Annotated in this window: 28 protein-coding genes; 21 read left to right on the top strand and 7 right to left on the bottom strand. The window is 42.4% G+C overall.

What is annotated here, in order from left to right; translation table 11 throughout:
* Nucleotides 1-20: 20 nt before the first annotated feature.
* From B5D59_RS10175 to B5D59_RS10155, 5 genes are all read left to right on the top strand, one after another.
* The gene (locus B5D59_RS10175) at nucleotides 21-1898 is read left to right on the top strand and encodes a cytochrome c oxidase subunit I (protein WP_078817834.1); all 1878 of its coding nucleotides are present in this window, start codon (nucleotides 21-23) and stop codon (nucleotides 1896-1898) included.
* The gene (locus tag B5D59_RS10170; protein WP_009765632.1) at nucleotides 1898-2524 is read left to right on the top strand and encodes a cytochrome (ubi)quinol oxidase subunit III; all 627 of its coding nucleotides are present in this window, start codon (nucleotides 1898-1900) and stop codon (nucleotides 2522-2524) included. The genes B5D59_RS10175 and B5D59_RS10170 overlap by 1 nt, the downstream gene beginning before the upstream one ends.
* A 1-nt stretch (nucleotide 2525) precedes the next feature.
* A complete protein-coding gene (locus B5D59_RS10165) occupies nucleotides 2526-2873 on the top strand; it encodes a cytochrome C oxidase subunit IV family protein (RefSeq protein WP_078817833.1) in 348 nt (115 codons plus the stop codon).
* A gap of 230 nt (nucleotides 2874-3103) precedes the next feature.
* Nucleotides 3104-4027, top strand: a complete 924-nt coding sequence (gene ctaG / locus B5D59_RS10160; RefSeq protein WP_246602845.1) for a cytochrome c oxidase assembly factor CtaG — start codon at nucleotides 3104-3106, stop codon at nucleotides 4025-4027.
* Nucleotides 4028-4052: 25 nt separating this feature from the next.
* Entirely contained in the window at nucleotides 4053-4514 is a 462-nt protein-coding gene (locus B5D59_RS10155; protein ID WP_078817831.1) for a DUF420 domain-containing protein, read from the top strand.
* A gap of 50 nt (nucleotides 4515-4564) precedes the next feature.
* On the opposite strand, the gene ytvI is transcribed toward B5D59_RS10155, so the two are convergent.
* Nucleotides 4565-5620 (bottom strand): sporulation integral membrane protein YtvI, encoded by a 1056-nt coding sequence (gene ytvI, locus B5D59_RS10150; RefSeq protein ID WP_078817830.1) that lies wholly within the window; start codon nucleotides 5618-5620, stop codon nucleotides 4565-4567.
* A gap of 104 nt (nucleotides 5621-5724) precedes the next feature.
* Nucleotides 5725-6084 carry a YugN family protein gene (locus B5D59_RS10145; protein WP_176132551.1) on the bottom strand — a complete coding sequence of 120 codons (360 nt, stop codon included), beginning with the start codon at nucleotides 6082-6084 and terminating at the stop codon, nucleotides 5725-5727.
* A 215-nt stretch (nucleotides 6085-6299) separates the two neighbouring features.
* Here B5D59_RS10145 and B5D59_RS10140 point away from each other — a divergent pair, with 215 nt between their 5' ends.
* Nucleotides 6300-7367 (top strand): CAP domain-containing protein, encoded by a 1068-nt coding sequence (locus tag B5D59_RS10140; protein WP_009765626.1) that lies wholly within the window; start codon nucleotides 6300-6302, stop codon nucleotides 7365-7367.
* Here the strand turns inward: B5D59_RS10140 and B5D59_RS10135 are convergent.
* Nucleotides 7364-8095 (bottom strand): amino acid kinase family protein, encoded by a 732-nt coding sequence (locus B5D59_RS10135; protein WP_009765625.1) that lies wholly within the window; start codon nucleotides 8093-8095, stop codon nucleotides 7364-7366. The genes B5D59_RS10140 and B5D59_RS10135 overlap by 4 nt on opposite strands.
* Nucleotides 8096-8212: 117 nt before the next feature.
* Here B5D59_RS10135 and B5D59_RS10130 point away from each other — a divergent pair, with 117 nt between their 5' ends.
* Both B5D59_RS10130 and B5D59_RS10125 read left to right on the top strand, forming a co-directional pair.
* Nucleotides 8213-9643 carry a UDP-N-acetylmuramoyl-L-alanyl-D-glutamate--2,6-diaminopimelate ligase gene (locus B5D59_RS10130; RefSeq protein WP_176132550.1) on the top strand — a complete coding sequence of 477 codons (1431 nt, stop codon included), beginning with the start codon at nucleotides 8213-8215 and terminating at the stop codon, nucleotides 9641-9643.
* Between the two features lie 68 nt (nucleotides 9644-9711).
* Complete coding sequence (locus B5D59_RS10125; RefSeq protein WP_078817827.1) at nucleotides 9712-10149, top strand: YlbF/YmcA family competence regulator; 438 nt, start codon at nucleotides 9712-9714, stop codon at nucleotides 10147-10149.
* Nucleotides 10150-10772: 623 nt separating this feature from the next.
* Here the strand turns inward: B5D59_RS10125 and B5D59_RS10120 are convergent.
* A complete protein-coding gene (locus B5D59_RS10120; protein WP_009765622.1) occupies nucleotides 10773-11651 on the bottom strand; it encodes a glycerophosphodiester phosphodiesterase in 879 nt (292 codons plus the stop codon).
* A gap of 246 nt (nucleotides 11652-11897) precedes the next feature.
* Between B5D59_RS10120 and B5D59_RS10115 the strand changes: the two genes are divergently transcribed.
* Nucleotides 11898-12170 carry a YlbG family protein gene (locus B5D59_RS10115; protein WP_040758281.1) on the top strand — a complete coding sequence of 91 codons (273 nt, stop codon included), beginning with the start codon at nucleotides 11898-11900 and terminating at the stop codon, nucleotides 12168-12170.
* Between the two features lie 5 nt (nucleotides 12171-12175).
* Here B5D59_RS10115 and B5D59_RS10110 read toward each other — a convergent pair whose 3' ends face one another.
* Entirely contained in the window at nucleotides 12176-12571 is a 396-nt protein-coding gene (locus tag B5D59_RS10110; protein ID WP_040758280.1) for a DUF7147 family protein, read from the bottom strand.
* Nucleotides 12572-12675: 104 nt separating this feature from the next.
* Between B5D59_RS10110 and B5D59_RS10105 the strand changes: the two genes are divergently transcribed.
* Genes B5D59_RS10105 through coaD form a run of 3 tightly spaced genes read left to right on the top strand, consistent with a single transcriptional unit; the run spans nucleotide 12676 to nucleotide 15156 of the window.
* Nucleotides 12676-14118 (top strand): hypothetical protein, encoded by a 1443-nt coding sequence (locus B5D59_RS10105; protein WP_078817826.1) that lies wholly within the window; start codon nucleotides 12676-12678, stop codon nucleotides 14116-14118.
* On the top strand, nucleotides 14115-14669 hold the full coding sequence (gene rsmD / locus B5D59_RS10100; protein WP_009765618.1) for a 16S rRNA (guanine(966)-N(2))-methyltransferase RsmD: 555 nt from the start codon (nucleotides 14115-14117) through the stop codon (nucleotides 14667-14669). The genes B5D59_RS10105 and rsmD overlap by 4 nt, the downstream gene beginning before the upstream one ends.
* A 4-nt stretch (nucleotides 14670-14673) precedes the next feature.
* Nucleotides 14674-15156 carry a pantetheine-phosphate adenylyltransferase gene (gene coaD / locus B5D59_RS10095; RefSeq protein ID WP_040758278.1) on the top strand — a complete coding sequence of 161 codons (483 nt, stop codon included), beginning with the start codon at nucleotides 14674-14676 and terminating at the stop codon, nucleotides 15154-15156.
* 779 nt (nucleotides 15157-15935) lie between these two features.
* Here the strand turns inward: coaD and B5D59_RS10090 are convergent.
* Nucleotides 15936-16823 (bottom strand): hypothetical protein, encoded by an 888-nt coding sequence (locus B5D59_RS10090; RefSeq protein ID WP_139365994.1) that lies wholly within the window; start codon nucleotides 16821-16823, stop codon nucleotides 15936-15938.
* 128 nt (nucleotides 16824-16951) lie between these two features.
* Between B5D59_RS10090 and B5D59_RS10085 the strand changes: the two genes are divergently transcribed.
* Nucleotides 16952-17998 carry a SepM family pheromone-processing serine protease gene (locus B5D59_RS10085; protein WP_078817824.1) on the top strand — a complete coding sequence of 349 codons (1047 nt, stop codon included), beginning with the start codon at nucleotides 16952-16954 and terminating at the stop codon, nucleotides 17996-17998.
* A gap of 7 nt (nucleotides 17999-18005) precedes the next feature.
* On the opposite strand, the gene B5D59_RS10080 is transcribed toward B5D59_RS10085, so the two are convergent.
* Nucleotides 18006-19217: a nucleotidyltransferase gene (locus B5D59_RS10080; RefSeq protein WP_078817823.1), complete on the bottom strand. Its 1212-nt coding sequence runs from the start codon at nucleotides 19215-19217 to the stop codon at nucleotides 18006-18008.
* Between the two features lie 117 nt (nucleotides 19218-19334).
* On the opposite strand from B5D59_RS10080, the gene B5D59_RS10075 reads away from it, so the two are divergent.
* The 8 genes from B5D59_RS10075 to bshC all read left to right on the top strand — a co-directional run bounded on the left by B5D59_RS10075 (nucleotide 19335) and on the right by bshC (nucleotide 25907).
* The gene (locus B5D59_RS10075; RefSeq protein ID WP_078817822.1) at nucleotides 19335-19868 is read left to right on the top strand and encodes a YceD family protein; all 534 of its coding nucleotides are present in this window, start codon (nucleotides 19335-19337) and stop codon (nucleotides 19866-19868) included.
* Between the two features lie 24 nt (nucleotides 19869-19892).
* Nucleotides 19893-20066, top strand: coding sequence for a 50S ribosomal protein L32 (gene rpmF / locus B5D59_RS10070; protein WP_009765612.1), 174 nt, complete (start codon nucleotides 19893-19895; stop codon nucleotides 20064-20066).
* 80 nt (nucleotides 20067-20146) lie between these two features.
* On the top strand, nucleotides 20147-20950 hold the full coding sequence (locus tag B5D59_RS10065; protein WP_078817821.1) for an enoyl-CoA hydratase/isomerase family protein: 804 nt from the start codon (nucleotides 20147-20149) through the stop codon (nucleotides 20948-20950).
* A 136-nt stretch (nucleotides 20951-21086) separates the two neighbouring features.
* The gene (locus B5D59_RS10060) at nucleotides 21087-21302 is read left to right on the top strand and encodes a biotin/lipoyl-containing protein (RefSeq protein WP_009765610.1); all 216 of its coding nucleotides are present in this window, start codon (nucleotides 21087-21089) and stop codon (nucleotides 21300-21302) included.
* 57 nt (nucleotides 21303-21359) lie between these two features.
* Nucleotides 21360-22871, top strand: coding sequence for an acyl-CoA carboxylase subunit beta (locus tag B5D59_RS10055; protein WP_425441343.1), 1512 nt, complete (start codon nucleotides 21360-21362; stop codon nucleotides 22869-22871).
* A 56-nt stretch (nucleotides 22872-22927) separates the two neighbouring features.
* The gene (locus tag B5D59_RS10050; RefSeq protein ID WP_009765608.1) at nucleotides 22928-23824 is read left to right on the top strand and encodes a ketopantoate reductase family protein; all 897 of its coding nucleotides are present in this window, start codon (nucleotides 22928-22930) and stop codon (nucleotides 23822-23824) included.
* A complete protein-coding gene (locus tag B5D59_RS10045) occupies nucleotides 23824-24204 on the top strand; it encodes a DUF3397 family protein (RefSeq protein ID WP_009765607.1) in 381 nt (126 codons plus the stop codon). The genes B5D59_RS10050 and B5D59_RS10045 overlap by 1 nt, the downstream gene beginning before the upstream one ends.
* Nucleotides 24205-24290: 86 nt before the next feature.
* On the top strand, nucleotides 24291-25907 hold the full coding sequence (bshC, locus tag B5D59_RS10040; RefSeq protein WP_078817819.1) for a bacillithiol biosynthesis cysteine-adding enzyme BshC: 1617 nt from the start codon (nucleotides 24291-24293) through the stop codon (nucleotides 25905-25907).
* The last annotated feature ends 87 nt before the right edge of the window (nucleotides 25908-25994 follow it).

The raw sequence follows: 25994 nt of genomic DNA, 5'->3' as shown, positions 1-25994 counted from the left end.
ATTGAATAGGAGGTAACACAGTGAGTTCAGTTGCTCAAAAAAGAGGCTTTGGCGCAACACTCTGGGATTGGCTGACGACAGTCGACCATAAGAAGATTGGAATTCTTTATCTCCTTGGGGGATTATTCTTCTTCGTCCTTGGTGGTATAGAAGCGATGATCATTCGTCTTCAATTGATGACGCCAAACAACGATCTCGTAAGTGCAGGGCTTTTTAATGACTTAATTACAATGCACGGAACAACCATGATATTCTTGGCAGCGATGCCGATTTTATTTGGTTTTATGAACGCCATTGTTCCGCTTCAAATCGGGGCACGTGACGTAGCGTTCCCATTCATCAACTCATTAGGCTTTTGGATGTTCGCCTTTGGTGGATTATTCCTAAACATTTCATGGCTTTTCGGTGAAGTTCCAGATGCTGGTTGGACATCGTATGCGTCCTTATCACTTCACTCACCGGGTCATGGCATTGATTTCTATGCAATTGGGTTACAAATCGCCGGTGGTGGTACATTAATGGCAGGGATTAACTTCCTTGTTACAATTATCAACATGCGTGCACCAGGGATGACGTACATGCGTATGCCATTGTTTACATGGACTACGTTTGTTGCATCAGCGATGATTTTATTCGCTTTCCCTCCATTAACAATTGGATTGTTCTTCTTGACGTTTGACCGTATGTTCAGTGGTAACTTCTTTGATCATACAATGGGTGGTAACACGATTATTTGGGAGCATATTTTCTGGATATTCGGTCACCCTGAAGTATATATCTTGATCTTGCCCGCATTCGGTATTTTCTCTGAGATCTTTGCGACATTCTCACGTAAACGTCTCTTTGGTTATACAGCGATGGTATTCGCTACAGTATTAATCGGTTTCTTAGGATTCATGGTATGGGCTCACCATATGTTTACAGTTGGTCTAGGACCGACAGCAAACGCGATTTTCGCAGTTGCAACTATGGCGATTGCTGTACCGACAGGTGTTAAGATCTTTAACTGGTTGCTCACAATTTGGGGCGGTAGCATTAAAGTTACAACGCCAATGTTGTATGCTCTAGGATTTATCCCTTCATTCGTAATGGGTGGGGTTACTGGAGTTATGCAAGGTGCTGCACCACTTGACTATCAATTGCACGATACGTACTTTATCGTAGCTCACTTCCACTACGTTATCGTTGGTGGGGTTGTATTAGCAATTTTCGCGGCACTTCACTACTGGTGGCCGAAAATGTTCGGTACGATGTTGCATGAAGGCCTAGGAAAAATAACGTTTGTATTCTTCTTTATCGGCTTCCACATGACATTCCTAATTCAACACTGGTTAGGTTTCTGGGGAATGCCACGTCGTGTTTGGACATTTATGGACGGACAGGGCTGGAATATGGCGAACATGATCAGTACGATCGGTGCGCTCTTGATGGCGATTGGTTTCACTGTAATGGTCATCAATATCGTTATGACAACTATTAAGAACGAGCGTGTTGGAAATGATCCATGGGGCGATGGACGTACACTTGAGTGGGCGATCCCTTCACCTCCAGTGTTCTATAACTTTGCTCAAACTCCATTGATTCGTGGTTTGGACACATTATGGGTTGAGAAGATGGACGGAAGTAAAGAAATGATTACGCCGGCTGAACCTGTTACGGATATTCATATGCCGAATGGTTCAATCATTCCATTATTGATGACATTAGGATTGTTCATCGCAGGATTTGGTGCGATGTTCCACCAAGAGACTTCTTGGGGACTTCCTGTATTGATATTTGGTCTAGCGTTTACATTTGTTATGATGGCTGCACGTTCATTGAAAGATGATCTTGGATTCTATGTAACAAAAGAGCAAATCCTTGAAGATATGAAGAATGAAAAAGGGGGGCGTAACTAATGGATTTGAACAAGAAATTCACCCCTGAAACATGGCCGGCTCATCCTGAGAAGGCTACCCTGGAAGCAAAAAACAAGTTCGTTGGTTTTTGGCTTTTCCTTGGCGGAGAGACAATTCTATTCGCTACTTTGTTTGCAACGTATATGGCGCTGAAAAATAAAGGGCCAAGCGGCTTTGGTTTTACTACGCAAGAGCTGTACACATTGCCATTAGTATTTGTTATGACGATGTTGCTTCTGACATCTTCATTGACAAGTGTTTATGCGATGTATCATTTGAAGAGTTTCAATTTCAAAAAGATGCAATTATGGTTAGCCCTTACTGCATTTTTAGGACTTGGATTCTTGATGCTAGAAGTCTATGAGTTCTCTCACTATGTTCAAGAAGGCTTTACGTTTAATAATAGTGCGTTCAGTTCCTCTTTCTTTACACTAGTAGGTACACACGGTTTTCACGTAGCAATTGGTTTGGTTTGGGTTACATTATTAATTTTCCGTAACTCCAAACGAGGACTGAATTTGTATAACGCAACTAAGTATTATACATTCTCACTATACTGGCACTTCATTGACGTAGTTTGGGTATTCATCTTCACTGTAGTCTACTTGATGGGAGTGATTGGTTAAGATGGCGGATATTCAAATTATTAAAAGATCTCCAGCTGAACAGTCATTGGCACAACGTCGTGCGAAAGAAGCGATGCGTAATCAAGTTGCAATGTTTTCTTTGATGATCTTCTTAACCCTCATTTCATTTTCGATGGTAGTTGCTCATCTATCTGACGTCGTTGGTTTTTCTAAATTCTTTGTCATTCCAACATTATTCCTCTTTGCAGCGGTTCAAGTTGGGTTACAACTTTACTACTTCATGCATATGAGTGAAAAAGGACATGGCATTCCACAAATGTTTATGTTTACAGGCGCAGTACTAGGATTTTTAATTCCATTAACGTTTGTAACAATCGTTTGGTGGTAATTGTACTAAAAAGAGCTTATGGATTCTTCCATAAGCTCTTTTTTTGTTGATCGTGAAATTGTCAAAGTTCGTACATTGAGTTATGGTTTAGTTGCTCGTATAATGGAAAGAGGGATGTTATCCGGGTAACCTTGCTGTGCGAACGTATTGTTTTGCATAATATATACAGCTTAGATTGATACTTAGGAACGCGGATCCAGCAGCTTGATTATAAAAGGAGAGTGACTGTATTGCCATTAAGTATTTTTGGTTTTCGGGCGTTGTGGAGCCCTTATTTCTTATTAGCTATCGCACTTGGCATAGTCCTATATTATCTTATCACCGTTAAATGGAGAGATCGTTTTGAAGGGTCTGAACCAGTAACTAAGCGTCAGATCAGCTACTTTCTAGCTTCGATGGTTTTGTTATATATAGTTAAAGGCTCGCCAATGGATTTAATAGGTCATATTCTGTTCTCTGTTCATATGGCACAAATGGCATTATTGCTTCTGGTGGTAGCACCATTTTTCATAATTGGTATCCCCAATTGGGTATGGGAAAGACTGTTAACTGTTGCGATTTTTAAAAAGCTTTTTATGCTGCTAACTAGACCTATAATTAGCTTATTGTTATTCACCCTTATGTTTTCGATGTACCATTATCCACTTATTTTGGATCAAGTGAAGTTAAGTTTGCCGTTGCATACCGTCTTCACAGTGACACTTTTCATTTCTGCTATCTTTTTATGGTGGCCAGTCGTTAATACAGTAAAAGGGCAACCTCAATTGCATGGTTTGAAGAAAATTGGTTATGTCATATTAAGTGCTTTACTGATCACGCCTGCTTGTTCATTGATCATTTTCGTGGACGTCCCGGTTTATGAGACGTATAGCAGTGGAGAAGCGTGGCTAAAAGCAATGGCATTGTGTGTGCCTAGCAGTACACTTGCCGGGTTATCAAACATCGGCTTGTCAGGTCCTGAGCTTTTTACGGACATGCCGACACTTTATGATCAGCAATTAGGCGGTATTCTGATGAAAGTCATTCAGGAGATTATATACATTGTAGTAATCGGACGTATTTTCATGAGCTGGGCAAAATATGAAAGAGAGAATGCTGACGAAATTACACGTCAAGATTTGCTAAAGCGTCAGAAATTAACGATGCATGGCTGACTGAGAACAAAAGGGGTTAATAGGGATGGAACTTCCGTTATTACCGACTATTAGTACATTTTTCATTGTATTATCAGCAATTTTAGTTGCAATTGGCTGGTATTTAATTCTTCAGAAGAAAAAGCTGGCTCATCAAAAAACTATGGTTGCGGCAGCTGTATCTGCTGTACTGTTCTTTATCATTTACATTTCACGGACCATATTTATCGGTAATACTTCTTTCGGCGGACCTGATCATCTAAAGATTTATTACACTGTATTTCTGGTCTTCCATATCATCTTGGCTACAGTAGGGGCTGTATTTGGGGTTATAACGATTATTGCCGGATTTAAGAACAACTTGGCGTTGCATCGGAAAATAGGTCCTATTACAAGTATGATTTGGTTTGTCACAGCAATTACTGGGGTAGCTGTCTATCTGCTTCTTTATGTTTTCTATAAAGGCGGCGAAACGACTTCTATGTTTAAAGCTATCTTGGGGATTTAATTGAATAATAAAAGGGTATATCTCATATTCCGAGATATACCCTTTTTGCATTAAATCTTGAAATTCAATTTGATGATGCCAGCTTCCCTCGCTGTATTGAAGAGAATGACGATCATAGGTCCGATAAAAAAGCCCAGGACTCCAAATAACTTCAATCCAATGAACATGGCAATTAAAGTAGGCAATGGAGACAATCCGATTTGTGAACCCATTACTTTCGGTTCGACTGTACGTCTGATGATCAGCAGAATAATCGCCAATATCGCGAGTTTTGTACCCAATGCTATGTCCCCTGAAACGTACTGATAGATTGACCAGGGAGCCAGAATAATGATGGAACCTAGTATGGGAATGATATCAATGATCCAAATGACAAGGGACATCACGACTGCATACTTAGGGGCAATTAACAATAATCCAATAAATGAAACAACAAGAATGATCAGGCTTACCAACAGTTGTGCTTTAGCAAAACCTAATATCACGCTGTTTAATTTATTCGTCATATAGTGAACTTTTTGAGCTGTCGTCTCAGTCAAATGCCGATAAAAAGTATTCTTCAAATTTGGCAGTTCAAGCATGAATAAGAATAAAGCAATCATAAACACGATGAAACTGACTAAGAAATTCGGTATTTCGGAGATCAATCCCAAAATTTTATCATAGCTCAAAAGTGTAATCAAAGAAACACGGAAGGATTCAATAATCTCGTTAAACTCATTCTCAAGCATTTTAATAATATCTTCGGGCATTCCTACTGTGTATTGAAAAAGTTTACTTTGTGTATTAATCCAAACGCTAGAAAGGGAATTCAAGTAGTTAGGAATCTCTTTAGTGAAATGGACGATTTTCCCTATGAGTGTATTGACGGTATAGAAAAAGAAAAATATACTGACACCCACAAAAGCAATAAAATTCACTATAACGGATACTTTTCTTTTCCATTTAAACTTGCGCTCCACCCACTTCACGAGAGGGTCTAGAAAAAGAGCCGTTAAAAATGCTAAAATGATAGGTATTGAAACAGGCAAAATAAAAAACGCAATTACTAATAAAACAACAGTAGTTAAAACAATCATCAAATTTCGTTTCGTGAGTAATTTCAAAAGTCATCGTCCTCCACATAGGTACTGAGTTTATTATAACCAAACAAGTGGAGTAATAATAGGAAAAAGCCGAAGAACATTATGCTCGTCGGCTTTTTTCATTGTTACACACTATATTGCTTTAGCTCGTCATACACTGCTTTAGCAGTTAGTTCACAATCTTTGACTAAGCTTGCGGGAAATTCTTCACCTTCGCCGTATTCGACGCCAAAAGGATAATAATACTTACCAAGGACAGGTTGCTTCAAGCGAACCGTTGCTTTTCTGCCGTCAATATCGCCTTCGACCAATTCGCCGAAAATGCGTAAGTAATATGTACCTTCTCGAATGACATACTTTTTGTCAAAAGTTACACGCTCATAATCCCATTGTCCTTCAAGAACAAGACCATTCTTCAACATAACTTCTTCCATTAACTTTAGATCCGTTACAAGGCCATCAATGCCTATATTTTCAACATACATCTGTAAATCCCCTTTCATGTTCGTCCAAACGAATACTTATACCATTATATCATAGAACAAATTAAATTTACTTGCAATGACAACATTGTGTCAACGCTTTCTGTACCATCTTATATAGGTGACTACAGCAGTCGGATTCTGTACAATAAGGGAAAGAAACGTTCTAGGGGAGATAACGGTTTAAGTATACTAGTAATAAAGGAAAGGGAGATTACATGTGGAGAGTAGGTTGGAAAATACTTCTCATTTTAGTTGTCGTTATGGGAATTTTTTATGTGATGAGTGACAGGATTAGTGAAAACGAGCCGCTTGAATCACCTGTCCAGCATGGCTCTCCCATTGCTGTACCTGAAAAAGGCCAATCGATGGGAGGGCAAAATATGCCAAGACCCGAGGAAGGAATATCTTTACTTGTCGGGCAAAAGTCAGAAAAGCTGGAGGAAAAGTTCGGCAAGCCCGCACGGATCGAACCTTCGAGCTTTCAATATGAATGGTGGGTATATACGGGCGAGCCGAGTTTTCTGGCGGGAGTTCTAAATGGAAAAGTGAACCAGATCTATACATCTGATGAAATTGCAGACGTTGCACCTTTCACGATTGGACAAAATGTACAGGAGATCCATCGTTTCACACCCATAGAGTCAGAAATAGATGTAGCGATAGAAGAGAATGTATATACTTTTTCATTGAACAGTGAAGATATTAAAAACCGAATTTTGATCCCGTATGAAGGCTTATATGTACAGCTTTATATCGACCAAGTGGATGAAGAGTTAGAAGGGGTCCGGTTCCTCAGCCCAAGTACGCTAGTGAAGCATCAGCCTTATGATATGACGTATTTAGGAGAAATAATTGAAGCTCCAAAGCCTTCCTCTGCTGTTCAGACAGAAGTCGATCGGTCGATGGAGCGGCAAACATTTGAGCTAACGAATCAACTGAGAGAGAAACATGATCTGCCCATTTTGGAGGAAGACACGAAATTGGCTACGCTATCGTGGGAGCATAGCCAAGAAATGATTTTCCAGAAGTACAGCTCACACAGTGAAGAGCCAGTGGAGAATTTTTCCGAGCGTTTGAAAGCGATGGAAATTCAAGCGAATAAAGCTGGAGAAAATACTGCTTTTAATTATATTGATGCGATTGAAACAGTTCATGGCTGGCTGAATTCACCGAAACACAGAGAAGTTTTACTCAATCCATCTTTCACGCATACAGGTATCGGAGTGTATAACAAATACTACACCCAATCATCCATTGCAAAGACACAGGAATTAACTGACTAAGGAAGAATCCAAGTACCTTCCTCATTAGACGCGATGCCTCTTATATGGAGAGGCGTCGCTGTTTTTTTTGCATGAATGGCGGCTTTCTTCTGAATAATGGGCCGGCTGCAATCTAATAATGGGAGAAATTCGTCGAAGGTTAGTTTATCAAAACGTTCATAATGAGTTACTGTGCGCGGATCTGCAGACATGACGGCCGGCACATCCTTATAAAATTCTACATGGCTTGCTTGGAGCGCGGCTGCGAGAGCGATAGCCGTTAAATCACTTCCACCCCTTCCGAGTGTCATGAATTGCCCTTGTTTATTCATCCCTTGAAAACCCGGAACAATTAAGCAAGAATGAGTCTCCAGCGTTTTCAACAAATGGGATGTATTAATTTTTTCAATTGCTGCGTTACTGAAATCACCGTTTGTCCGAATGCCTGTATTTTGTCCATAGATGATCGTGTTGTCTATTCCCTCACTTACTAATTCCGCGGACATCACGGCGGATGCGATGAGTTCTCCGCAAGCAGCGGCTAAGTCTTTTGCTTCGCTGGATTTTTCGAAAGCGTCTGTTACGTTCAGCAATCGATCCGTTGAATACGCATCATCCCCGCGCCCCATTGCAGAAACAACTACGACTACTGAACGATACTTTAATAAAGCTTTTTTAATATGTTGAATGCACTTCGCCCGTTGTTGCTGATTCTGCATAGCGACACCACCGAATTTTTGGATAATCATAGAATCCCAACTTTCTTCGTGACATTCTTCTTACAGCCCTCATAAGATACAGTGAAATTATGTTTCGTTTCATTATATTCTGCTTTGAACAAAATGTTCGGGAAGGGGCGAGACTCCGTGCTTTTATCTGAATTAATGAAGGATTGGCCATGTACGTTGCTTAAAGGTTCTATCCGTCAAAAAATTAATGGTATCACTGAATCTTCAGAATGTATTAAGGAGGGATATGTGTTTGTAATAAGGAAAGGCACTGTACGCGATGGATTGGACTTTGTTGAGGAAGCATTAATCAAAGGGGCGAATACGATCGTAGTGGATCGAGTCAATTTGGATCTTTCAAATATTCCTTCGGAGATCACCGTTCTACTGGTTCCGGATAGCTCCTTATTTATCTCTTATGGAAGCGCGAAATTGGCTGGGACCCCAGGTGAGGAACTGACGATCATTGCGGTTACAGGGACGAATGGAAAGACGACTGTCAGTCATTTCATTGGTCAATTATTAATGGCTGCAGGATGCCGGACAGCTATAATTGGTACGACGGGGGTTTATATGAATGGAGAACTGACAGAGACCATACAAGATTCCATGACTACAATGCCGGCAGAACGTTTGCATCCTATTCTAAGACAATGTGTAGATCGACAAATTACTCATGTTGTACTTGAAGCTTCTTCTTTAGGCCTATCTTCTAATCGATTGGCGCATTGTCCTATTTCAATTGGCATCCTCTTGAATATAGGGGTTGACCATTATGCTGAACACGGAGGAAAACAGCAATATATAGAGGCGAAAAAGCGTTTGATTCTGTTAGCTGAAAAGCTGATTGCCAATGAAGACGACCCAATTTGTTATGAGATGAGCAAGGACTCAGCGAGCAAGCCGATGTATTTCAGTGTTGCGCATTTGAATGGTAAGCCTTATCCTGCCGACAAACTTAAGGAGTCTTCTTTTTCTGTGTTGGGAAAGCATAATGAAATGAACGCAAGAGCAGCTATTTGTGCATTATTGGCATTAGGGTATTCATATAATGAAATCCATTCCAAATTGTCTGCGTTGTGCTTGCCAAAAGGGCGACTTGAGAGATATAGCCAAGACGGGGTAGAAATCTATGTAGATTATGCGCACACACCGGATGCTTTGCAAGTCGTACTAGAGGCTTTGTGTGCGCATGCAAGCCAGAGGGTAATCACGGTGTTTGGTTGCGGCGGAGATCGGGATCATGAAAAGAGACCTCAAATGGGGGCGATAGCTGCACAGTACAGCACGCATGTCATACTTACTTCAGATAATCCGAGGTCTGAGGAACCTTCGCAGATCATCTTAGACATCTTGGCAGGTACTACAGGCTTTCCTACGCCGATAGATGTCCTGCTCAATCGAAAATATGCGATTCAGTATGCGATACGAATAGCTCAAGCTGGAGATGTCGTATTGATTGCTGGGAAAGGTCATGAACAGACACAGCAGATTGGCGATAAAGTTTATCATTTTTGCGATATGGAAGAAGTAAAGCATGCTTTTTTCGAAAAAAACCGTTTGGATTGAAATTCTTAATGAATAGGCGAACGGGTTCTTTTTTGGTATGATGGTGGAGATAGGAGGTGCGGCAATTTATGATGATGACGGATGAATGGATGCGTGTCATCGATATGGCGGAAGAACTTTCCGATATGCTGCTGCGTTCTGAGGTTGTGAAAACCTATCAAGACGCGTACGCCCGTGTGTATTCAAATTCTGATCTGCGGAAAAAGATCATTGATTTTAATAAAATGAAAGAACAATATGAAGAGGTTCAACGTTTTGGACGATATCATCCTGATTATAAAGTGATCATGAAGGAAATACGTCTTCAAAAAAGAGCCTTGGATTTGCGCGAAGAAGTGGCGGCTCTACGTTTGGCAGAAAACGATGTCCAATCGCTTTTGGATGAAGTCGGTATTCTGATCGGAAACTCCGTGTCAGAAGCTGTGAAAGTTCCTGCTGGAGACGGAGCATTCACAAACAGCTCCTGTGGCGGAGGTTGCAGCTCAGGCGGCAGCTGCTCCTGCTAAGCGTAAATACTTCTACAATTTCTTTCTACGAGAAAACCCTGCATTTAAAATGCAGGGTTTAGTTTGTTGGCGAACATTAGAGTAATAAAGTCGAATTAATGCCGGAGAAAAATAAAGCAAGAGGAAGTAGGCTTGCGTTCCGGAGATTTGCGCTCCAGATGGGACGCTTTCCGCGGGGCGTGCGGTGAGCCGCTTTCCTCGCTTCGCTCAGTCCAGGGTCTCACCTGTCACGCTAATCCCGCAGGAGTCGCCCATCTTCCGCACCAATCTCTAAAAGTGAATTGTGACACATAGTGAACTCTCTGTAGATAGTGTGAAGTGCGAGTTAGAGCCTACCTAAACAGAAAAGAAAAATACCAGTGCTTTCACTTGGACGTTACTTCTTGTATTTACAACAATCTTAGGATAGACGGTCAACTCATTAAAGTTAGGAAGATACGCTAGTTGATCGTAGTGGAAGGCGACTCCTGGGGGATCAGCGTGCGCCTTGAGACCCCCAGGAGAGGAGGCTCAAGCCACGCCCCCCGGAAAGCGTCCGCCTGGAACGTAGATCAACGGTGCCGTACCCACTTGCCAAATCTTTTGTTAAAAAGCTTAACCCTTGCAAAAACCATGCAACTGTTTTAGTTTTCATTGAAATAGCTCAAGACCTGTTTAGGTTCTGTTGTGATAAATCCGGCGATTTCCAGTTTAGATAGTTTTTGAATATCAACTGTGTTGGTTAACTCATATAGCACTGTGATATTCAATTGCTGCAAAAATTGCACGAACCCATCCGATGCAAGAGGGAATACTCCGATTTTCTCCGGCAGGCAAAATAAGTCCGCGTTTGGTTTGTATAAATGACCAAATTTACTCGAATACGCCACGTAAGCTTTTTTAATTTCCTCGTTGCCGGCACCCAACGCAACAGAGTTTTGTGCATATAAATTAAAGCGATCGATTTGTTCATCATATGAACTTGTCACTACAACCCGATCTGCAGCATCCATCTCTTTCAGCAATCGCCACAACTTCGAAGGGATTAAGCTGCCTTCATATGTATCAGGCGAGTCACTCATTGAAATGACATGCAAAAGCTGCGGGAACGTTTCCAGCAGTTCGCGCAGAGATACAATAGATGAGGCCTCTTGATCTGCAAGCGATTCGGAATCATCAATAACAGGAAGTTTCTCATTCTGTAATTCTGCTAACGTATAGTCTGCAATAACACCGGTAAGCTGTAGATCATGGCTCGGTGCTAAAATAATTTCTTCATCTTTTGTAAGCCGGATATTCACTGCAAATCCATGTACGCCCAAATCGGCTGCATTTGTGTATGCTGTGAGCAAATGGACGGAAGGGTCTTCGGCAATATCGACATTTGCTAATACTGCTATTTCAGAAAATTGAAGCGCTTTCTTCTCTGCCCGCGGCTCTTGTTTCACAACAACTTTTGAAGCCGCCCAAGCAGCAACACTCGCGGCTCCTACAGTTAAAGCAACTTTTGTTTTCCTCCCCACTCAAAAACCTCCTCAGTAGTCAGTCATTCTCCACTGTATTTTTTTCTCACCCAGCTTTTACTGAATATATACCTTACCTAGTGTAACTCATTCATTGGAATGTGCGCAATCATTGATTGATGGATATTTAGCCGATGAAGATGTCCGCTCTCATGGTATGCAACATAATATAAACATTAATCATGCAAGGTTGCAGGACTTTTCTCACCTATGGTATTGTATGGAGTAAGAAAGAGGGGGAGAATTATGATTGATCGGCAAGGAATAATTGTCTATCTCCATCATTTAAAACAAGCAAAATCATTGCGTAAATTTGGGCATGTTCACTATATTTCTAAAAAAATGAAATACGTCGTCCTATACTGTGATCAAGACGACGTGGAAGCTACGATGGGCAAATTGGAACGTTTGCCCGCTGTGAAAAAGGTTTTGCCTTCCCAGCGGCCGTTCGTAAGCACCGTATATGAAAATGCCAAACCTGATAAAGCCAAAGAATATGATTATAAAACTGGCCTATAATGTTTTCACTGAAGTGGCGGCAACAAATGATTCAAACGTAAAATGCCGATAATGTACTGGTAAAACAAATCTTTTTCAGCAAATTGAGATGAATGCTTAACTTCTACTCTAATAGGTGATGCATTCATCGCTTCTGCATGCTCAACAAACAAATTATACCGTTTGGATGGTTTATCTGCGGAATATGTGATGCCTTCACGGCAAATATAAATCGGCATATAATGGCTGTCGGCACGTGCCGGTGAAAATGATACGGCAAATGAAAGACGTTCAGCCGGACCGTCTCCGGATGAAAAAATATAGGATTTATAGATCCTGTGGGAATTCGTAGACATTAACTCAAGTAATTCGTAAATGTCACTATAGCCTTCTCCCAATTCGATAAAACGTTGTTGAATCATTTTAAAATTCTTCCTTTCATGCAATTGGTTCATGCAACTGCCGTTGTAGTTATAGTCTTGTGAATGGATCTTATCCATCATACCATGTGATGAGGTGTTGTACTTTGAAAATCATCTTGAGAATTTTGCTTCTTTTACTAGGAGTAAATGCAGGTCTTCTTTATTTGCATTATAGTCAGTCGGCTGCAGCAAATGGGGCGAAAGATCATCCGGATACGTACCGCCAAGAAATAGAAGTCATTAATCGGGCAGATGGATTATACATCCGTCATCACTTTTATGACTTAGCAACAGGCCGATATGAAATAATTTGGCCTGAGGGGAGTGTAGAGCAAGAATGTTTGACTGAGGGATCTGTTTCCTGCTCTCGATTGAATGAAGCGGGTATCGCTTTCGATGAAGGAGAAGGAGATCAGCAGTCCATAGCGTATAAAATACCGAAAAAAGAGTCGTTAAAAGATCGGAAGTTATTCAAACGACCTTTTGTGTTGCTTCAAGATGCCAAACCATTGACAACGGTCTTTCATATGACGGATGAACAAAATATCGGTGGCATGTGGGTGAATGGTCTGGAACGAGTCGGCAAAGCGGATAAAGAGCGGATTTCCTATCGATTATATCGTGGAGTCGGCTTTGTTAATGAGTTGTATTGGCAACCGCAAGATGTACCGATTGCGTATTCCGGTAATAAGTTGTCTGTATACGGCGAAGGAATCAAAGAGAAGCAAATCAAAGAGATGGAGAGCATATTGGAGGAGATCGGCGGTGATCACGTGAGCGTGGTATTGTCGCCTCTCAATAAAACTCTATATGCGCAGCGCTTTGTAGTAGAGAAACCGATGAATATGGACCAGGTAGTAAAGCAAGTAGCTCGAATGAGTGTCCAGTCGCGTTTTATGATACCGGCGAATGAGCCATCGATGAATAGTATGCTGGCATCCATTCTTGGCGATCAGGCAATTGGGACGAAAGCTGAACAAGGTGCTTTTAATCGTCTGAAGGAATCATTGGACGAAAAGAAATACAGCGCGTTCCGTCAAAAAGTACGTGGGCGAATTGGACAAGAATTGTCGGCTGCGCAGTTAGACGAGGAATTGCAGAATGTAATGAACTTTGATTCGCAGTATTTCCAAAAAACGATGCATGAACAGCAATATAGTTATCCATTTTTGTTGTTGGACTCGCGAAATGTGTTGTTGGATGGAGAAGAAATAAAAGATCTAAAAGCGGTTGTTCAAGATGAGAAAAGCTTTTATCCGGCAGACGAATTATTAACACGGATGGGTTATCAAATCACTTCAAATGATCAATCCATCTATATTGAAAGTCCAAAACGTAATTACCGCTTTTCCAGGATCGAACCTTTTTACGTCATGAATGACCGGAAATACGACTACCAAGAAGAACCGTACAAGTATATCAGCGGAAAGTTATATTTCGATGAAGTTTGGTTAAGACGGATATTTTTAGTGTTAATTGAGAAGTCCGATGAGTCAATCGCCATTGAACAGATTGAACAGCTAATAAAGGAGATGGAAAAAGAGTGAGGGTCATTTCTGGTTCCAGAAGAGGTACGCCGCTAAAATCTTTGCCGGGTACTTCCACGCGTCCGACATCCGACAAAGTAAAAGAATCAGTATTCAATAAAATTGGACCATACTTCGATGGAGGGACTGTCGTCGAACTCTTCGGCGGCAGTGGCTCTATTTCAATCGAGGCGTTATCTCGGGGAATGGATCAAGCGATTGTTTTTGAAAAAAATTCGAAAGCCTGTGCAGTCATTAAAGCCAATGCTGAAAAATGCCGATTGGAACAGCAAGTACATATTGAACGAAAAGATGCAAGACAAGCTGCTGCGGTCCTGAAGCAAAAGAACGTGCGGATTGATTTGTTATTTGTCGATCCGCCTTACGCAGCAGTGGATTATTATGATGGTATAAAAGAACTCATCGATCAGGGCCTGGTAGCGGAAGATGCAACGGTGGTTTGTGAACATGAGAAAGAAGTAACATTGCCTGAACAGTATGAAGCGTATACCCAAATAAGCTCTAAAATATATGGAAATACAGCTATCACAATTTATGAGAAAAGAGGATAATCGCATGTCAAAAATCGCAATCGTACCGGGAAGTTTTGATCCGGTGACGAATGGACATTTAGATATTATACAAAGAGCAGCCAGGACATTCCCGCAAGTGCATGTGGCGGTCATGAATAATTCTTCTAAGAAACCGCTTTTTACAGTGGAAGAACGGATTGCACTAATCCATGAAGTAACTTCTCAGTACGACAATATAACCATCGATTCATCTTCAGGACTACTCATTGATTACGCGCATAAAATCAATGCATCTGTTATCGTCCGTGGCTTGCGGGCGATCTCAGATTTTGAATATGAAATGCAGATTACGTCTATGAATAGAGTGCTTGATGAGAGTATTGAGACGTTTTTCGTTATGACGAAGAGCCAGTATTCTTTCTTGAGTTCTAGTATTGTTAAAGAGGTTGCTCAGTACGGCGGTGATATCTCTTCTCTCGTTCCGCCACATGTGAATAAGGCATTGATTGAGAAATTCCGTAAGTAATAGATAGTTGAAAATGCGATATACTACAGAATGAGGCTAGGACAGAAGGTTTCATAACGATAAAAAAACCGAACGAATACAAAACATTCAATCAAAGTTTTGTAAAATAGTTCGGTTTTTTCTACTGCAAAGGTATTGTAGACTTGGAGCTGCCTATGGAATTTCCGCTGCGGGCAGGGACGCTTTCTTACCTCTAGTCAAGGGTTTTGTTAGAATAAAAGATACGTACTATGATTTACTATCCGAATAGGCGTGTGAAACCACAGCTAGTGAGCACCCCGGGATTTCCGCTCCAGACGGTACGCTTTCCGGGGGGCGTGGCCTTGAGTCTCCTCGTCCGCTTCGCTTCCTGTGGGGTCTCACCATATGCGCTACATCCCGCAGGAAAAGCCGTGACGAAGAAAGGCTTTTGCGAGCATAAGCGAAGCGTTGGGAGCACATCTTTGCCTTTCGCCCTGCCCTCCGCTCCAATCCTAATTTTTGTATACAAGGCAGTTTGTTAGCAATTTACATTCTTAAAAATCCCAAATTATGAATTAAGCACTGGGTTTCTATGCTTCAAAATTGAACATAGTAAAACTATCTGTATTCGGGGCCAAGACAACTGTCCTACCGTACAAAATGTAGGATTTGCCCGGAAAGCGTCCCTGCCTGGAGGGCGAATCCCTAACCGCACACTAAGTAACCCACACCTTTTTGTGTTTTTTGCGATTGTTCGTCTTTCATTATGACCAAATTAGTTTTGTCCCGGTCCCATTTTTCGTCAGTACGGTAATTACTTAATAAATCAAGATAAACAGCAGAGGGACCAGAACGGTATTCCAAGCTCTTCCGATGATGTAGGGTAGGATGCTGATGCCAGCACCTTTTGCCAGCGTCATGACTTGTATGTGGATGCTTAGACCGTTAATTGAAATGATGGCAGCTATGAGCATCGGATACATTGCGTCACCGCTAAAATGTTCCGTGGCGGATTGAACACCAGAAGTCATTTCAAAGACCGCTAATAATAAGGTTTTCGAAATACCCATATCGATAGGGAAAACACTCGAGACTAAATGCGACAGGACATTTCCCAATGAAGAAAAGAAAATCACTGTGGTGGCTACCAACAAAATGACTGAAGAGCTATCTTTAATTGAACCCAGCAGAGGAGATGTCTTTTGATCGCGTTCAACAGGTGGCTGCGGCACTGTCTTCACCCGTTGTTTCCTCAAAAACACTAGCAGTACAAGGAAGAACATAATATTAGCCAAATGTATGGCGATAAGCAGTTTCCAGCCGCTCGCTACGCTGCCGAAAAGTTCATTCCCAACAAATCCGATTATAAACATCGGTCCAGGCGCATGACAGGCCGCGAGCAGCAAACTGCTTTCGGTTGTAGAAATTTCACCGTTCTTCTTCATTTCGCTGACTGTCACAGCACCAACCGGAAAACCTCCGAAAGAACCGAGTACATACGCTTTTATGTATCTGCTCCATTGACTCGAAGGAAGATGATTGCTGGGCATTTTCAATAGCCATTGCGTTAAAATGATATAGGGCAGCAAGTAGGGCAGCAGGGCATGGACAAATAATTGAGCACCTGAAACAGCGCCTTCGTGTGCAATATCGGGCTGGATAATGAAGAGGATGATCAAAGCCCAAATGACCGTAACATTTATCATAGGCAAGTGTGGCGGATAGGAAAATGGCTATTCAAATCTCTCTCTCCTTCCTATATTTTGAACTACAATGAAATCTACCGTAATATATATGTTGTATTCGTACAGGCTATTAATGGAGGTGTGCTTTTATGAAGATGCGTAAGTGGGGGATATTGGCTGTAGTCCTTGTCCTCGTAGCGATTCTGGCCTTATATCCATTAGATATGTATATTTCCCGGCCGGGAGGCGCTTATAATTTGGAGCCGCTTGTAGAAGTGGAGGGAGGAGATTCAGACGATCGCGGGACTTTTAGTCTTATGACCATCGCAATTGGGAAAGCAACGCCTATTACTTACGCGTTTTCTTTTGTGTCAGATAAAATGAAACTGATGCCTGCCACGAAAGTGAGAAGGCATGGGGAAAGCGACGAAGAATACTCTGTGCGGCAAAAAAAATTAATGACAGACTCCAAAATACATGCGATTTCTGTCGCGTTTGATAAAACGGGACTGCCGATGGAACGGATTTTTAAAGGTGTGTATGTTGCTGGAGTGATTCCGAACGGGGCCGCTGACGAAAAATTGCAAATCGGTGATTTGATTGGGTCAATTGATAAAAAAAAGCTGTCTTCTGCTGAACAATTTATGGATGAAATTAGCGCCAAAGAAGAAGGAGCCGAAATAAGCCTTCAAGTAAAGCGTGGAGACCAGGAGTTGACAATTCCTCTGCAATTAAAAAAACTCCCAGGAACTGATCAACGCATAGGTCTCGGCATTCAATTCGAAGAACAGATTGAGCTCCAGACAGAACCGAAAGTGGATATCTTTACAGAAGATATCGGTGGTCCTTCGGCAGGATTGATGTTCACGCTAGAGCTAATGAACCGCTTGTTGGATGAAGATTTGACGAAAGGTTATAATATTGCTGGAACAGGAGAAATGTTGGAAGACGGATCGGTTGGGCGAATCGGTGGAATCGACTTTAAAGTGATTGCGGCAGATCGCCAGGACATCGAGATTTTCTTTGCACCTGACGATGACCTGCCTGAAGAAGTTAAGAAGAAAAATCCACAGTTGGTGTCCAATTATGAAGAAGCAAAAGCGACTGCAGAAAAAATTGGTACCAAAATGAAAATCGTACCCGTAAAAACAGTGGATGATGCGCTGCGCTATTTAGAACAGTTAGAAGAAAAGTAAAAGGGCGTTAGACAAAAATCGGCGGCGTCCTATAATCCTGTCCGAGTGTAGGGGCAGGTGATTGGATGCCGGACATGTAAATATCCGTACTTTTTATATCCATCAGCAAAGAAGGGTCGGACAGCGAAGCCACTCTGCTGACAAGGGGTAATGGCAGTTGTTTCTTTATGGAACGTAAATAGCATCGTCCTGACTCTGTCATGCCGAGCAATCGGATATAAGAGGGATCTGTGATTTGCTCGCGTGTAGCTTTCCGATAACCTGTTAAAATATGAACGAGCATTCGTTGGATGCTCGTCCATGTGTAACGTTTGGATTTGACAGCTTGCATAAACCCTTGAAAAGTGGTCTGTTCTTTTGCTGCGCGAAAAAATGAAAATTCAATGCCTTCTCTAATGTCCGCGATTTCTGTAAGCCGTTCTGGCTCCTCGCGAAGAATGCTATAACGCAGAAGAGGATAAAGCGCATCCCAACTTTGAAAACCATTCAGATCTTCCCAGTTTTTCAATAGACGATAGCTTGTTGGCGGCATAAAAGGTTGCACGTCTTCAGCCGATTCGTTTGTGAAAATGGACTTCCGGATGCTTGTCGCACTCGCTACGGAGTCGGCAGGCAAGGCGGGATCATGGTAATGCGTTCCTATTCGCTCGATTGTCAGCGGAATCATGGAAGAGTGGATGTCATTTGCTGCTTGCATATAATGAAATCCTAAAATGTTATTTGGTTCGGATAAATCGGCTAAGTCGATCGATGTATCATGGGATATGGCTTCATAGCCTTTTCGCAATGCGTTCGGATAGCTTATCCCTTCTCTCATCGCTTCTTTTATCGCACTTTCGTAAAGTTGCTGCTGTGTAGAAATTAAAGTGAGACTGTTCGTAAAAGGTGCAATGGATCCTTCCTCGCTGCCAAAACAAAAATAACTGCAATAAAGCGCGTCAAGAAGTTGGATGGCACCTTTGGCGAACTGAGGAGCATGAGCAGTAGCAAATGCATACGGCAGTTCGATGACAAGATCAGCTCCACCGGCAAGTGCCATCCTTGTCCGCGTCCATTTGTCCACTATGGCAGGTTCTCCACGTTGCAGAAAGTTTCCGCTCATGACGGCAATAATGGTGTCGGCGTCTGTTTGTCTTTTTGCCTCTTGCAAATGGAAAAGATGGCCATTATGAAATGGATTATATTCGACTACAATTCCAGTAGCTATCAATGTAATCATCCTTTCTGCTTGTGTATAGTGAATTATAACGTTAAGCTTGATGAAGTGACAAGAAAATATCTTGACATCCATTATTTAAAATACTATAATCAACATTGTTGTCTTGAGGTGATAGACATGAAATGGTCCATTCATCAATTACGGAAACATAGGCAAGGCCCGCTACTGCTTGACGAAGCAGTAAATTTAGATTCCGTCAAAAAGCGGAATGAAGAAATTAGGGCAATTCAGCCTGTTCGAGTAAGCGGAACATGTTCAATTGGTGAGAAAAAGTTAACATGCCAGCTCCGGCTAGAAGGTTCGATGATTTTGCCTTGTGCACGTACGTGGGAAGATGTCGATTATCCTTTCTCCATTGAATCGATAGAACAATTCAGTTGGGATCAGGAAACGCTTTTGACAGATGATGAAATTCATCCTGTTGAAGGAGAAATAATCGATTTTACGCCTGTATTGGAAGAACTCATTTTGCTTGAAATCCCGTTACAAGTATTTTGCAAATCAGCAGAAGATGTGCAGCAGGCAGAAGGCAAAGGATGGTCCTATACAACCGATGAAGAATTGGAAGCGAAACGGCAAGAAGAAGCAGAAGAAAAAGTAGATCCTCGTTTAGCGGGATTGGCTAATTTTTTTGAAACCGATAAAGAGTAAACCCTTATAAGGAGGTGCCCCCCAATGGCAGTACCAAAAAGAAGAACTTCTAAAACGAAGAAAAATATGCGTCGAACTCATTTCAAAATTGAAGCGCCAGGTATGACTACTTGCGAAAACTGTGGCGAAATGAAATTGGCACACCACGTTTGCAAATCATGCGGACACTACAAAGGAAAAGACGTTGTAGGCGAATAATTTAGATTCTACACAGCGAATAGAAGACTGCCCTGAGACCATGGCTCAGAGCAGTCTTTTTTGTTTTTCTTAAAAATGGTATGCTAAGTGGAAAAGGGGGAATTGTTTTGTCTTTTTCATTTGAAATCGAACCAACCATAAATGGGGAGTCCATTGCGTATTTTCGTATCATGAGACCTGAAATGAGAAATGCGGTTAACTATGACGTTATGTCAGGTTTGGAAGAATTCTTGGATCGGATTGAGGACGACCCGGAAATTTCATTTGCAGTCATTTCTGGTGAAGGCAATTTGGCGTTTTGTTCGGGGGGCGACCTAAGTGATTTTCACGGCTTCCAAACAGCGGAGGATGCTTGGCCGATGTTAAGCAGAGGAGCTAAAATTCTCTATCGTATTGCGACATTGCCGATGCCGACGATTGCCTTAATAAATGGAGCAGCAGTTGGCGGTGGCTGTGAGCTTGCCACGGCTTGCGATTATCGTCTGGTTGCCTCCCATGCGAAGGCAGGTTTCATTCAAGGTACTTTGGCAATTACTTCGGGCTGGGGCGGAGCTACATTATTGTTCGAGAAGAATAGCCCTCATGATCAACTTCTTCAGTTGACAAGCAGAGCGAGTGTTCATTCGGCAGATAAGTTGAAAGAACTCGGATGGGCTACGGAGGTCTATAATGGAGATGCTGATGCGGCTTTGGATCAATTTTTAGCACCTATGCTAAAAGTGCATCGCAATGTACATCGTGCATATAAATCTATCGCGACAAGAAAATGGCAGGCGAATAATTTGAGAGAAGCGATGCAAGAAGAAGCGCGTGTCTGTTCTGTGCTTTGGGAAAGTGACGCGCATCATGAGGCAGTTCAAAGGTTCTTGACTAAAAATAAGTAAAGTTTGACAACCGAAAAACATACACTGTTGGGGCACTATCTATTTACTTGTAAACGATTTCATAAATAAGTTACACTAAATGGAATAAGCCTTATGCAACAACCATCTCGACAAATAGAATACGAGGAGTGATTGTATGCAAGAAGTGAAAGCTGCTATGGCAGGCACGATTTTTTCGATTGAGATAAAAGTGGGAGATGTTGTAACGAGAGGACAAGTCGTTTTGATCATGGAATCTATGAAAATGGAAATCCCTTTGGAAGCGGAAGTTGACGGCACCGTTACCGCAATTAACGGGAATGAAGGCGATTTTGTAAACGAAGATGATGTGTTGGTGACAATCCAATCTTGACGGAAGGTGGGGAGTTTATTGACAAACAATTCGACAGAGACAGCTTATAATGCAAAATTGAAGGAAAAGGCCAACCGAGTCTTTACTGGCGGAGCCGAAAAATATCACAATAAACTTGAATCGCAAGGAAAATTATTTGTCAGAGACCGCCTTCGCTTGCTGTTTGATGAGGGGGAATATGCGGAAGATGGCAAGTTTGCCAATTGTGAAGCAGTCGACCTTCCAGCAGACGGAGTCGTGACAGCGACAGGTAAGATAAATGGGCAGACAGTCTGTGTCATGGCCAATGACTCCACTGTAAAAGCAGGTTCGTGGGGAGCACGGACGGTTGAAAAAATCATACGCATTCAGGAAACTGCTGAGAAACTACGGGTTCCGCTGCTGTATTTAGTGGATTCTGCCGGCGCCAGGATTACAGACCAGTTGGATATGTTTCCGAACCGCCGAGGGGCAGGACGGATCTTTCACAATCAAGTTCGCCTATCGGGTATGATTCCGCAAGTGTGTATTTTATTTGGACCATCGGCTGCTGGCGGTGCGTATATTCCCGCATTCTGTGATATTGTCATCATGGTTGAGGGAAATGCGTCGATGTATTTAGGGTCGCCTCGGATGGCAGAAAAGGTCATCGGAGAAAAAGTGTCGCTTGAAGAGATGGGCGGCGCGCACATGCACTGTTCAGTCAGTGGATGCGGGGATGTCTTGGTTGAAAGTGAAGAACAAGCGATCGTTGAAGCCCGGAGATATCTATCCTACTTCCCGGCACATTACGAAGCCCCTGCCAGGGCAGCGAAGCCTGGAGAAATAAAGGAAGGACGTTCACTGGAAGAAATTATCCCTGAAAATCAAAACGCACCATTCGATATGTATGAAGCGATCGATCGATTGGTTGATGAAAATAGCTTGTTTGAAATTAAAGAGCTGTTTGCCGCGGAAGTGATTACGACACTCGGCCGGCTTGACGGTCGTCCGGTCGGAATTATCGCGAATCAGCCAAAAGTAAAAGGCGGCGTATTGTTTGTTGATTCGGCAGATAAAGTGACCAAGTTCATCACGCTTTGCGATGCATTCTCCATTCCGCTGCTTTTCTTAGCGGATGTCCCTGGCTTTATGATCGGAACGAAAGTCGAGCGGCAAGGAATTATTCGCCACGGTGCCAAGCTCATCATGGCGATGAGCTCCGCAACCGTTCCCAAAATTTCTGTGATAGTACGTAAAGCGTACGGAGCAGGCTTATACGCAATGGCAGGTCCTGCCTTTGAGCCGGATGTCTGTATCGCGCTGCCGACTGCCCAAATAGCTGTCATGGGCCCTGAGGCGGCTGTCAACGCGGTGTATTCCAATAAAATCGAAGCGATCACCGACCCGAAAGAAAAAATTGTATTCATTAAAGAAAAACAGCAGGAATATAAACAGGAAATCAATATTTATAAAATGGCTTCTGAAATGATCATCGATGAAATCGTTGCGCCGCATAAACTTCGAGAAGTACTAGCGGATAGGTTTGCATATTATGAAACGAAAGAAATCGCTCGTCCCCCGAGAAAACATCCCGTTTATCCTGTATAATAGAGTCAATCGAGAGAGGCGCCTTTGATGGGTCTCTCTTTTCAAGGAGGAAAAATATGCGGTTTGTAGTAGTAGGTGCAGGCTCCATAGGGTTATTGATCGGCTCTTATTTGGCGCAAAATAAAGCAGACGTGACATTTTGGGTGCGGCGGGAAACGCAGGCAACCCAGCTGAAGCAAGGCTTGATTCGATTGGATGGTTCTAAAGCGCGCACCCGTTTTGAAGTGGCTGCCGTGACCAATATGGAAGATCTTCCGCTAGACGCCTTATGGATTATTGCAGTGAAATATGATGCATTGCAAGAGGTATTGCCGGCTATCAGCAGCCTGCCGCGACAGCCGGATTTGCTATTTATCCAAAATGGTATTGGTCATTTGTCGCTCGTCGATCAATTTGAACTTGGCCATGTTTCCTTCGCCACAGTAGAACACGGGGCAGGAAGAGTGGACGATCGAACGGTTCTTCATAATGGGATCGGTCCGATCACGATCGCCGTGGATGAAAAAAATGAACAGACAATCAAGTGGCTGGAAAAAATTGATCCACAGTGTTTTCCTATACAAATACAAGAAAATGCCGAGAAATTGCTGCTCAGAAAAGTGTTGATCAACTGTGCGATTAATCCGCTGACTGCGATCTTGCAAGTGAGGAATGGACAGTTGACGGAAAACTTTCATTTCTATCAGCTTTTTCGTCAGCTGTGCGAGGAATTACTCACCAATTTTCCGGAGATGGAAGATATGTTGACATTTGAGGACATCGCATTGGTCTGTCAAAGGACAGCCAATAATCAATCCTCTATGCTAGTGGATCGAATAAAAGGAAATGCGATGGAGATTGAAACGATTGTTACAGCAGTTTTACATAAAATTGAACAAAGGAAAGGGCACGCCCCAATCTTGAAAAATCTTGAAATGATGCTGCTCGGTATTAATGGGAGTGAAGAAAGCTAATGCTGCAAAACATACTTGGCGGACTTTTGTTATTTCCGTTTCTCATATTAATCGTCTGTTTGATACTTTCAAAAAAAATAGGCGTATCGCCGTCGAGACGATTCGGTTTTGCTGTTGATTGGACTACACCATTTTTAGGCGTTTCAGTGACAGTGCTCATACATACGATTTGGGACCAGTGGCTTGGGTTCTATGTAGCAGGAACCGTCTGTATTTTGGCTATTTTATTTTCTATTGTTGAGCGTTTACAGATGAAAGAATTTCGGACGTTTCTTGTACTCCGCAAGACATGGCGAGTCTACTTTCTGCTTTTGACATGTGCATATATTCTCTTGCTCGGGATAGGGATTGCATTGCAAATCATACAATATGCCAATTGATCAACATCTCTTCAGGCGTATCTATTCAACCTGTCTGAGTGAGATGATATACTTGCGTTAGTATTTGACATAAAGGAGTTTATGAGATGGAACTGGACACAATGGAATTGCCAAGAAAAAACAAATTAATGGAAGCTTATCAACATGATCCTCAATTTTCTCATAGATTTTTCGATTATGAACTGTCGGCTGCTGGATATGAAGCCAGAGCACAGGAGCTGATGCAACGTTCTTTCCAAAGGGCCGAGCTTGCAGCTGTGATCGAACAATATATGCAGCCGCACGGAATTTCCCCGCTAGCAGCGCAGTATATTAAAGAGCTTTCTTCAGACGCATTCGTAGTGATCGGCGGTCAGCAGGCAGGGATTTTAACAGGACCTTTATATTCTGTACATAAAGCGGTTTCGGTCATTTTAATGGCTCGTCAGCAAAGAGAACTTCTTCAGAAACCTGTTGTGCCCGTTTTTTGGATTGCAGGAGAAGATCATGATATTAATGAAATCAATCATACATATACCGCGAACCTAGGGAAGGCGGTGAAGCGGCAATTCAAACAGCCGACCGTGCTGAAAACCATGGCTTCAGATACCGTATATGACCAGAAAGAACTGACTGCGTTTATCAAAAAAATCTTCAAAAGCTATGGAGAAACAGCTTACACGCATGATTTATTGGAGAACGTACTGCGAACTGTGGAGGAACAGCAGACGTATACCGGATTCTTTACTTCGCTAATGAACGAGTTGTTCACTCAGCATGGTTTGTTATTTCTTGATGCTGCCTACAAACCGCTTCGTCAGTTGGAGTCAAAGTACTTCTCGCAAATGATTGAGAATGCGGATAAAATGGCTTCAACCATTTATTCGGCAGAGCAGGACCTGCATGCCATGGGTCATAAAAAGCCGATCGAATCCGAAGCGCAGGATGCGAACCTATTTTACGTGCATGAAACAGGCCGTGTGCTGCTGAAAAGAAAAGCGGGGAAATTCGTTAATGAGCAGACGGGTCTGTCTTTTTCAGAGGAAGAGATGCATGAAATCGCAGCCGAGCAACCTTGGTTGTTAAGCAATAATGTGGCAACACGGCCACTCATGCAGGATCTCGTGTTTCCGGTTCTGGCTTTTGTCGGAGGGCCGGGGGAAATTGCGTACTGGTCATTATTGCGTGAGGCTTTCCATACGCTGGGGATCCGTATGCCCGTTATCGTCCCAAGATTATCCATCACATTAATTACGAGAAAAACGCAAGAAGCTTTGAAACAGACAGGTTTAACAATCAATGAAGTACTTGATGGTCAACTTCCTTGGCGCCAAGAACAATGGATGAATGAGCAGCGGGATGAGCAGTTCGACTCACTTCTTGAGGAGTCAAAGAAACTGCTCGAATTGCAGTATGAGAAGATGCAATCCCATTTATTGAAAACGGATCCAGGGCTGCTGCCTGTAGTGAAGAAAAATCTCCAGTTCCATCAGAGTCAATTTGATTACCTTCAAAAGACTAAAGAGCAGTCCATCTTACGGAAACATCATGTGCAATATGAGCGCTACCAGACGCTTAGTGAACAGCTCTTCCCGGAAGGTTCTTTGCAGGAACGCTTGTATTCACCTTACTTTTTCATCAATCAATATGGGGAAGGATTCATCGATCAATTACTGAAACAGCCTTATCAATTCGATGGTTCTCACCAATTGGTTTATCTCTGATCTACTAATAGCGTGCCTATATATTTAAATGCCCAGCTAACTCTCCAAGGATTAGCTGGGCTTCTTAATCATGCCTGTTTGTTAGTG

The sequence above is a fragment of the Sporosarcina newyorkensis genome (assembly GCF_900167515.1).
Taxonomy (GTDB): domain Bacteria; phylum Bacillota; class Bacilli; order Bacillales_A; family Planococcaceae; genus Sporosarcina; species Sporosarcina newyorkensis.
The sequence above is the reverse complement of the archived record's forward strand: the minus strand, read 5'-3'. Positions and strand labels throughout refer to the sequence as shown.

Excerpts from the sequence above, each read along its gene's own strand:
- B5D59_RS10045 (WP_009765607.1), top strand. The coding sequence starts at position 23,824 with ATGCTGCAAAACATACTTGGCGGACTTTTGTTATTTCCGTTTCTCATA.
- bshC (WP_078817819.1), top strand. The coding sequence starts at position 24,291 with ATGGAACTGGACACAATGGAATTGCCAAGAAAAAACAAATTAATGGAA.
- B5D59_RS10060 (WP_009765610.1), top strand. The coding sequence starts at position 21,087 with ATGCAAGAAGTGAAAGCTGCTATGGCAGGCACGATTTTTTCGATTGAG.
- B5D59_RS10145 (WP_176132551.1), bottom strand. The coding sequence starts at position 6,084 with ATGTATGTTGAAAATATAGGCATTGATGGCCTTGTAACGGATCTAAAG.
- B5D59_RS10090 (WP_139365994.1), bottom strand. The coding sequence starts at position 16,823 with ATGATAAATGTTACGGTCATTTGGGCTTTGATCATCCTCTTCATTATC.
- rpmF (WP_009765612.1), top strand. The coding sequence starts at position 19,893 with ATGGCAGTACCAAAAAGAAGAACTTCTAAAACGAAGAAAAATATGCGT.
- B5D59_RS10080 (WP_078817823.1), bottom strand. The coding sequence starts at position 19,217 with ATGATTACATTGATAGCTACTGGAATTGTAGTCGAATATAATCCATTT.
- B5D59_RS10085 (WP_078817824.1), top strand. The coding sequence starts at position 16,952 with ATGAAGATGCGTAAGTGGGGGATATTGGCTGTAGTCCTTGTCCTCGTA.
- B5D59_RS10050 (WP_009765608.1), top strand. The coding sequence starts at position 22,928 with ATGCGGTTTGTAGTAGTAGGTGCAGGCTCCATAGGGTTATTGATCGGC.
- B5D59_RS10165 (WP_078817833.1), top strand. The coding sequence starts at position 2,526 with ATGGCGGATATTCAAATTATTAAAAGATCTCCAGCTGAACAGTCATTG.
- B5D59_RS10110 (WP_040758280.1), bottom strand. The coding sequence starts at position 12,571 with ATGATTCAACAACGTTTTATCGAATTGGGAGAAGGCTATAGTGACATT.
- B5D59_RS10115 (WP_040758281.1), top strand. The coding sequence starts at position 11,898 with ATGATTGATCGGCAAGGAATAATTGTCTATCTCCATCATTTAAAACAA.
- B5D59_RS10170 (WP_009765632.1), top strand. The coding sequence starts at position 1,898 with ATGGATTTGAACAAGAAATTCACCCCTGAAACATGGCCGGCTCATCCT.
- B5D59_RS10125 (WP_078817827.1), top strand. The coding sequence starts at position 9,712 with ATGATGATGACGGATGAATGGATGCGTGTCATCGATATGGCGGAAGAA.
- B5D59_RS10135 (WP_009765625.1), bottom strand. The coding sequence starts at position 8,095 with ATGATTATCCAAAAATTCGGTGGTGTCGCTATGCAGAATCAGCAACAA.
- B5D59_RS10065 (WP_078817821.1), top strand. The coding sequence starts at position 20,147 with ATGCTAAGTGGAAAAGGGGGAATTGTTTTGTCTTTTTCATTTGAAATC.
- B5D59_RS10155 (WP_078817831.1), top strand. The coding sequence starts at position 4,053 with ATGGAACTTCCGTTATTACCGACTATTAGTACATTTTTCATTGTATTA.
- B5D59_RS10075 (WP_078817822.1), top strand. The coding sequence starts at position 19,335 with ATGAAATGGTCCATTCATCAATTACGGAAACATAGGCAAGGCCCGCTA.
- coaD (WP_040758278.1), top strand. The coding sequence starts at position 14,674 with ATGTCAAAAATCGCAATCGTACCGGGAAGTTTTGATCCGGTGACGAAT.
- B5D59_RS10140 (WP_009765626.1), top strand. The coding sequence starts at position 6,300 with ATGTGGAGAGTAGGTTGGAAAATACTTCTCATTTTAGTTGTCGTTATG.